The sequence below is a fragment of the Bartonella grahamii ATCC 700132 genome (assembly GCF_000518085.1).
Taxonomy (GTDB): domain Bacteria; phylum Pseudomonadota; class Alphaproteobacteria; order Rhizobiales; family Rhizobiaceae; genus Bartonella; species Bartonella grahamii.
In genome coordinates this window covers 143,710-152,581 of sequence record NZ_JACX01000005.1, presented here as the reverse complement: position 1 = coordinate 152,581, position 8,872 = coordinate 143,710, and the positions used below count along the sequence as shown (strand labels likewise).

6 protein-coding genes and 1 tRNA gene are annotated in these 8,872 nt (G+C 32.5%); 3 read left to right on the top strand and 4 right to left on the bottom strand.

Going from position 1 to position 8,872, the window contains the following annotated elements:
- Positions 1-2: 2 nt before the first annotated feature.
- Positions 3-77, bottom strand: a tRNA-Gln gene (locus tag U736_RS0102790).
- Between the two features lie 892 nt (positions 78-969).
- Here U736_RS0102790 and U736_RS0102785 point away from each other — a divergent pair.
- A complete protein-coding gene (locus U736_RS0102785) occupies positions 970-1,572 on the top strand; it encodes a superoxide dismutase (RefSeq protein ID WP_012754850.1) in 603 nt (200 codons plus the stop codon).
- 83 nt (positions 1,573-1,655) lie between these two features.
- On the opposite strand, the gene U736_RS0102780 is transcribed toward U736_RS0102785, so the two are convergent.
- Positions 1,656-3,749, bottom strand: a complete 2,094-nt coding sequence (locus U736_RS0102780) for a S9 family peptidase (RefSeq protein WP_026500274.1) — start codon at positions 3,747-3,749, stop codon at positions 1,656-1,658.
- Positions 3,750-4,604: 855 nt separating this feature from the next.
- Here U736_RS0102780 and U736_RS0102775 point away from each other — a divergent pair.
- Positions 4,605-5,042: a Ros/MucR family transcriptional regulator gene (locus U736_RS0102775; protein ID WP_012754848.1), complete on the top strand. Its 438-nt coding sequence runs from the start codon at positions 4,605-4,607 to the stop codon at positions 5,040-5,042.
- A gap of 98 nt (positions 5,043-5,140) precedes the next feature.
- Here the strand turns inward: U736_RS0102775 and U736_RS0102770 are convergent, their stop codons facing one another.
- Positions 5,141-5,551, bottom strand: coding sequence for a SufE family protein (locus U736_RS0102770; protein WP_012754847.1), 411 nt, complete (start codon positions 5,549-5,551; stop codon positions 5,141-5,143).
- Positions 5,552-5,717: 166 nt separating this feature from the next.
- A complete protein-coding gene (locus tag U736_RS11725; RefSeq protein WP_012754846.1) occupies positions 5,718-6,035 on the bottom strand; it encodes a DUF5330 domain-containing protein in 318 nt (105 codons plus the stop codon).
- A 1,134-nt stretch (positions 6,036-7,169) separates the two neighbouring features.
- On the opposite strand from U736_RS11725, the gene U736_RS0102760 reads away from it, so the two are divergent.
- Positions 7,170-8,003 (top strand): peptidoglycan-binding domain-containing protein, encoded by an 834-nt coding sequence (locus U736_RS0102760; protein WP_026500272.1) that lies wholly within the window; start codon positions 7,170-7,172, stop codon positions 8,001-8,003.
- The last annotated feature ends 869 nt before the right edge of the window (positions 8,004-8,872 follow it).

Here is an 8,872-nt window from a genome sequence, read left to right as displayed (position 1 = left end):
ATTGGCTGGGGTACCTGGATTCGAACCAGGGAATGCCGGTACCAAAAACCGGTGCCTTACCGCTTGGCTATACCCCAAAAAAACACGCTTTATAGCGACTCTTGCACCTTATAGCGATTCCTGTGATTGGACGCAATATCTGAAAATCAAAGACCTTACTTTTTTATCATAAAGTGCCTGATTTATCATAAAGTGCCTGAATCTTATATGGCATTGCATCGATACAAATTCGTAGCAGAAACTGATATACAGTTGTGCTTTTAACACAAATAGAAAACATTTATCCACCAATTATTTTGCTCTTTGTATTGATTTTTTAGGAACAGAAAATGAAAATCTTGTAGTTTACTCATGTATCTAATAAATTAGCATATGATTTACTTTTCTTGATATATTCCAATCTCATCTTGCTTCATTAAGATAAAAGCTGTCACCATATTGAAAACTGGTAAAGTGTGTGATAGTTGCTGTGCTCTTTCATTAAGCGTAAAGATGATAATGTCCACTGGTTTTTACATTATATTATTCATGAGTAGCGCCATAAAATGAAATCAAGCACATTGAAAAATATCTCCTAAAAATAACACTTAAATATTCTATTGCAAACACTATGACACACTTAATAGGTTAGAAGAGTTTTGCAAAAATTAAAAATATTTTATCTGGCATTTGAAAAAATAAAGATATAAGAACAAGGGATAATAGCTATTTCTATTTACTTTTTATTCAAAAGATAATGATATTTTTATCGGTTCATAGATGTAAAAAATCTTCAGAAACAATCTTTATATAGACTAATGCCTTTTTTGATTGATTGGCATACATTTCCTAAAAGCTCCTTTTATAAAAAGAGAGACATTAAAATTAATTTCATACAAAATAGGTATTCAACATTTGCTTTTAAATTCTGTAAATGGCAAATTAGACTTATGAAATAAGCTTAACAATTAGAATCGAGGAGATTTTTAAATGGCTTTTGAATTGCCCCCGTTGCCTTATGATTACGATGCCCTTTCACCTTATATGTCACGCGAAACGCTTGAATATCATCATGATAAGCATCACCTCGCTTATCTTAACAATACCAATAATTTTGTGAAGGAGTTAGGCTTAGAAAATGAAAGCCTTGAAGATATTGTTAAAAAAAGTTTTGGAAAAAATATTGGTTTGTTTAATAATGCAGCACAGTATTACAATCATAACCACTTTTGGCTTTGGATGAAAAAAGATGGTGGTGGTCAAAAACTTCCTGAAAAGTTAGCAAAAGCTATTGACGCTGATCTAGGTGGTTACGACAAATTCCGCGCTGATTTTATTGCTGCTGCTAGTGCCCAATTTGGTTCTGGATGGGCATGGGTTGCTGTTAAAGATGGCAAGCTTGAAATTATGAAAACGCCTAATGGCGAAAATCCCTTAATTCACAATGCCCGACCTATTTTGGGTGTCGATGTGTGGGAACATTCCTATTACATTGATTATCGCAATGCTCGACCGAAGTACCTCGAATCCTTTGTAGACCATTTAATTAATTGGGACTATGTTTTGAAACTTTATGAAGAATGTGAATTTTAAGCTATCTAGATAATTTTTTTAGTGTATGAAAGTCCCTATAATCCAATAAATTATCGGGGACTTTCAAACAAAGATATTATGGATTAGCAACAGCCTTTTCCTGCTATCTTGAGAATATATGCATAGATATAGGCAACTTCTTCTAGCTTTGAAAAACGTCCAGCTGCACCAGCGTGCCCCGAATCCATATTAATACGTAATAAAATTGCATTATCGTCTGTTTTTAAGTCTCGTAATTTTGCCACCCATTTTGCAGGCTCCCAGTAAGTTACACGAGGATCTGTTAATCCTGCCATCACAAGTATAGGGGGATGGTTTTGAGCTTTGACATTATCGTAGGGTGAATAGGAAGCAATAAGCTTATAATCTTCTTCTGATTCAAGAGGATTCCCCCATTCGGCCCATTCTGGAGGTGTGAGTGGCAATGAAGCATCTAACATTGTCGCTAAGACATCAACAAAAGGCACATTCGCTACGATTCCAGCAAAATCCTGTGGAGCTATATTGGCAATGGCTCCCATCAACATCCCCCCTGCTGAACCACCATAAGCAATAAGCCGGTTGTGAGAAGTGAATTTATTGTTTACAAGGTAACGTCCACAAGCAATAAAATCTGTAAATGTATTGTGCTTAAAGAGATGTTTTCCTTTCTCATACCATTCTACTCCCTTTTCTTTTCCTCCGCGAATATGAGCAATCGCGTAAATAAAACCCCTGTTTACTAGAGAAAGTACATTACTATTAAAACTGGCAGGAATAGAGATCCCATAAGCACCATAACCGTAAAGAAGACAAGGCGCACCACCATCAAGAGGAGTGTTTTTGTGATAAAAAAGTGAAATAGGAATCTTCTCACCATCGTCTGCTATTGCTGTAATACGTCGTGTTACATATGCATCTTTATTATGCCCAGAGGGAATTATTTGCGTTTTTAAAAGCATTCGTTTACGACTTTTCATCTCATAATCAAACACTTGATCAGGTGTTGTCATAGACGAATAGGAAAAACGAATAGTTGGACTGTTATATTCTGCAACCCCTTGTAGACCTAAAGAATAAGCCTCTTCAGTAAAAGCAATGGAATTAACTTTTTTAGTGGTACGTTCCATTACTTTTATACGTGGAAGCCCCTCAAAACGTTCGATCCAGACAAGAAAATCTTGATAAGCATCATGGGATAATATTAGGCACCCAAGCTGATGTGGGACAAACTCAGACCAATTTTCTGATTGTGGAGATGTATATGGCGCTACCATAATTTTGAAATCTTTTGCATTATCTAGATTGGTCAGAATATAAAAGACATCACCACCTTCTGTAAGTGAATATTCAATACCTTTTTGTCGTTTCCGTACACATTGGGGAGTAGTAAAAGGCGCCTCAGCAGGAATCAACCAGATCTCTGATGTTTCATGATCATGAATATTAATATAAATAATATCATTAAGCTTAGAGCCGCTTACATCTAAGAAAAAACCTGGATTGTCTTCGCGAAAAATAAGCTTATCTTGTGATTGATCAGTGTTTAATCGGTGATAATAGAGCTCTGAAGGTCGGTGATTTTTATCCATTTTAGTATAGAAAAAACCTTCAGATCTAGCATCCCATACAATTTGACCAGATGTATCAGTAATTGTATCCATACAGTCAGACAATGTCTCAAAATTACGAATTTTAGCTGCATAGAATTCTGATCCTTTGTCATCATAGGTCCATACCACATGTGTATGGTCAGGAGATTCTTGAACTGAACCAAATTTGAAATATTCTTTGCCTTCTGCCAAGACATCACCGTTAAGGTAAACGGTTTTTTCTCCGCCATTCCTTGGTGTCCGAAAATAATGCGGTTGTTGACCTCCGGTAACATAAGAGAATCCGTAAGCAAAAGGGCCATGTTTTATAGGAACAGAACTATCATTCTCTTGGATCCTGTTTTTCATTTCGGTAAAAAGCAAATCTCGTAATGGTTTTGTATCAGCCATTTGAGCTGATTGATAAGCATTTTCTTTTTCAAGATAATGTCGAATATTTGGATCAAGACAGTTAGGATTTTTAAAAACATCTTGCCAGTTAGACGCACGTAGCCAATGATAGGGATCATCACGAAAAATACCATGATATATTTCCTTATGAGTGATTCTAAATGCTTTGGGAGGAATTGCAAAAGTGCGGGTCATACACAATCCTATATTAAAATATGTTAACAGCTTCGTTTATATGTTAGAATCATAATTATTGATGCAAGTGTAAAAATCTATAAGTTCTATTCACTTGTAAAAATAGCGCCATGATAATTTTTAAAACTAATACCTTTCTGTCCATTACATATCACAGCTATTGTTTTCTAGGGATATAATACCACTTTTATAATGAAAGTGATTGGTAAGACAATTAAACTATGAGAAAAAGAATTGATTTTTTTTGAAACAGTATAATCTTATAATTTTATAGAAAGTAATAACTATATTTAAAGTATTTTTATTAATGTATAAAACATAAAAATATTCTATGTCGTTTTAATGAATAGTTTTATATTATAAGTAATGCTGTTGTGTCTTATTTATAATATAGTATGTTATTTATTATTAAATTTAATAAATATAAATAATAAAAATAAATTTAAAATTTAGTAAAAATAAAATTGCTAAATTATAAGTATTCAAAATAAAAAATACTAATTTATATATTATATTTTTACAATTAGTAATTTTATTTTTACGTTCTCAAAAAAAATAAATAAATTTTATCCTATATTTTTTTATATTTGTGATGTATTGTATGTTATGTATGATATGTTATAGGATAAAAATATATTTTAGCATGTAATAATTTCGTTTTTCTTATTTTATATTATGACAAAAAAGAGGTATTTATTTGATTTTTTTGTGTTTTGGCAATTTTATAGAATAATTGAATTGACAAAAAAGATTTTTGTACAATATGAAGCTCATGTGCATGAGATCTTTATATCATGAGTATATGCACTATATCTCGATTTTGAATTACTCAATTTTAAATTAAAGGAAACAAGAATGGAACATCGTGCAGTCTTAGAGACTGAAAGCAATTTAGTTATTACATTGGTTGCTGATATTGTTGCTGCCTACGTGAGTAATAATTCTATTCGACCGACTGAAGTGCCAAGTTTAATTGCTGATGTCCATGCTGCTTTTCGTAAAGCAGGGAATCTAGAGTTAACAGAAGTCGAAGTTGAAAAACAAAGGCCTGCCGTTAATCCAAAGCGTTCAGTATTTCCTGATTATCTCATTTGCCTTGAAGATGGGAAAAAATTTAAATCTCTAAAGCGTCATCTCATGACACATTATGGAATGTTGCCAGAGGAGTATCGTGAAAAATGGCAGTTAGATAGTTCTTATCCTATGGTGGCGCCTAATTATGCAAAAACACGATCAGCTTTGGCCAAAGAAATGGGTCTTGGACGCAAAAGTAAACGGAAAAAAACTAAATAATCTTATTTTGCGAAAAAATGGTTTCGTGTATAAATTTGATTTCAGTATACATGTTTTGTGTGAAGCTTTTGTATATATAGCAATTTCTATCAAGGGGATTATACATAGCTTTCGTTACGAATCCGTTTAATCATTGATTTCAGACCATTTGATCGTTGTGGTGTAAGATTTTCATTTAAACCAAGTTTTTCAAAGAGCTCTTGAGCATCGGAATTGCGAATTTCAGAAGCTTTTTTGCCTGAATAAAAAGCAAGAAGTATGTAAATGAGTCCACGCACAATATGAGCATCGGAATCACCTTGAAACGTCAATATTGGATCTTCTGAGTTATTACGTGAAGATAAAAGCCACACTTGGCTAACACAACCAGGAACTTTGTGAGCATCGTTTCGAGCGCTTTCCGGAAAAGGTGGCAATTCATGGCCAAGCTCAATGACATAACGATAACGGTCTTCCCAATTATCCAAAAGCGAAAAATTCTCTATGATATTACCAATTGTTTCCGCCATTATTTTAGTCCTGTTTCGTTTGAATAATCATTCTTAAATACACTTATAAAAAATAAATATTTATTCTTCCTAACATAAATAACACGAAGAACGTTAAAAATCCTTATTTCAAGATAACATTGTATGGTTTTGTAAGAACTCTTGTATTGCGATTTTACAAGAAACATTAGGGGAAATCTCTGATATTATTGTTTTTCCCTAATATGTTGCCTAAATATTCATAAGCAGCTCTTGCACCGTAATATGCGCGTTCACCAAGTGAACTTAAAAATGATTTTCCTACTTTGCAGGTTTCTATATTACGGTCACAAAATGCTCCTAGGTCATTTAAAGCTTCTTTAAATGCACTAATCACATCGCTCGTTGTTGTTTCATTATTTTTGGGGCTAGAAGAATGGTCACTGCTTGGATTTGCTACAAAAAATGAAATAATGACAAAAATAAAAAATAAAAAAAATGATAATTTGATTAAAAAACGTATCATGGGCAATCAATGTACCGCAGTGGTAAATACAATAAAAGAAGCATTTTATACACTGTTTCTTTATAAACAATTTATAAAATTTGTTTTTTATAAAATTGAGTATTCATTTATTGGATCTATATCATTGGCTTTTTTATAAATATGGCACAATGCCGCTGTATAAAATGGGATACATTGTCTATTCAGTAAAAATTTAACATCCCAATTATACACTTACAGGCTGATCATATTAATGAACATACCATGATAAAAAATGAGAGATATAACCATGATCGTGCATAAGAGTTAAGAAATGTACTCCCCACATTTATAACCTTTTATTCCACAAGAAAGTGTAGCAATGAGATAAGGATTAAACACAGAGTCCAATTTCTTTTCTATATTGTGTACATACTTATTTTAAATAATAGTTCATCATCTTAGCTTAGTTGAAAAGGCTAAAAAGAGTCAGACTCTGTTATTCTGACTCTAGTAGTGATAAAATATTTATATTATCTATAAAATTTTTACTAGAACATCACCAACATGATCAATATGTCGATCAAAAGATCAAACAATAGCTTCATCTCTTATAACTCCATCTCAAGATCTCAAGACAAGTTTTTCTATAACATTGTAAACATCAATTTAATTGATACAAAAGTAACTCCACTAAAATATAATAACCTTAAGAGACCAGTATTCTCACCAAACCGTTTACAGAAAAGTAACCCTATATATGTAAATTGTAAAGAATATAATGACTCTTATCTTTTTAACGTTATAGAAAAATAGTCTCTAACTTGTTTTTAAATGATAGGCAAACATCTGCGCCAAAAATGAAGAATAACGTGATATTATTATTGAGATGATTATATGTGATAATGCAGTTTGCAAACACTAAAATGCTCTTGAACGTTAATCATTCGATGTTCTCTTTATACATATTGAAAGATTTGTAAAATCTGAAATTAATAAAAATTGATAAGAGCTCTTGTTGATTGATCAACTTATACATTGATAGAATGAAGCTGCTTATTCTAGGAGTTTGAAAGGAAAAAACAATAATGTAAATGCATTTCTCTCTAGCGAAAAGTAAGAACTAATTTGCATTCGTTTCTTTGTGAAACATAAACGCAACTGAAAATAAAAATGATGACAACAAAACGAAAGACGACCCGAAAAAAAACTGTAAAACACCGTAAATACTATAGTAGTATTGTTATAACACTTCTTCTTATAATTTTTCATTTTATTTTTTGGATAGCAAAAACTCTTTATTTCTATACACGAAAAAATACTTTATTTTTTGTTGGATCTCTTCTTTTTAGCATTAGTTTTTTATTTATTTCATTTAATGCTTTATTTTCGCAAATGACAACGCATCAAAATATTTTAACTCAAATGAAATTTTCCTCCGTTCAAAGTATAGGGAAGAGCTCTGCTTTATTGGAAAAAGAAGCAAAATCACAAGAACTCTCTCGTGTAACTTCTCTACATTCTCCAAGTCATCACCATACAAATTCACCTTTACCTCCTCAATCAGCAAGCATTCTGGAAAAGCAAAAAGAACTAGCAAAATTAGGACTCTATGATGGACCTTTAGATGGACTGGAAGGACCTAAAACACGCCGAGCTATCACTTTATGGAAACAACAAACTGCTCAGAGAATGCAAAAGAATGCTCTATCTAATCCCGCAACAGATGAAATTGCGATATTAATTAAGCAGAGCGAAATAGAAACAAAAAATACAAAAAATATGACGCACTTAAAAGAAGCTATTTCAGAGCCTGCTGTCGAAGATATTATACAAGTGCAAAAAGCTTTACATATTTTTGGGAATGAAGAGGTTATTGTCACAGGAATAGAAGATCAAAAGACGATAGAAGCCTTAAAACAGTTTCAAAAAATGTTTGATCTTCCTGTAACAGGTAAAATTAATCACACAATTTTAATGAAAATGCGCGAAATTGGTTTATTAAATTGAGGCTAATCATCTATACTATAAAAATAATCTCTTAATTTATAATGATAATTCATCTTTCGCTTGTTTAATGCCCCCCAAACATTCCTTCATCTCAAGCCCTCTTATATTCAATCAGAATGGTTTTCTTACACATTATATATTGCGCCATACAATTTGCTGTAAGAAAACCACAACCAATTGCAGAAAAAAATATTGCAAAATAACAAACGCACTTGTTCTAGCATTTTTATTACTTCTGATGATAAAAGGACACGAAATTTTATTGTAGTATCATGTAAACCTTTCATATTCTCGAGCCACGAATTGTCCATATCTTATAGTCAATTTGATCTTTATAAATATGACGCAAAGAATTTGTGCAAACACCTGTAAGGATAAGTAGACGTAAAGCTAGTTGTGTTATGCTTGTTTTTTTTGCAAAGTGTCTGATAAAAAACCGGCACTTCTCTCTAATCTATTGCTGGGAAGTTTTGTGTTTTATGACGTTGTTTTCGAAGAGAGCGTGTGCTTTTGGTGTCGTCTAAAAATCAACATCCGAACCTAACGCAGCAGTATGTTTGAAGCAAATGTTAAGACAGTGTAGTGCTTTCTCAACTGTTATAGCTTTTATATGCCAAATGGAGGCAAGGACATTGCGCATCTCTGTTTATATAATCTCTGAAACAGAGAGACAGTCTAATTTGGGAAGAATATGAAATTTTAAGGGTAGAAACCAGTTTTCATCTTTGCCATTTCCTTTTAATTTAGCTTTACGACTTTCAAAGACATCTAAAGCAATGTCTTTACAATAATGGAGATTACCTATTGCCTCATGCTTTTATTTAGCTCGCGTCTTTTTGGGCTCCCCCCCCCCCTCACGTAAAACAAAA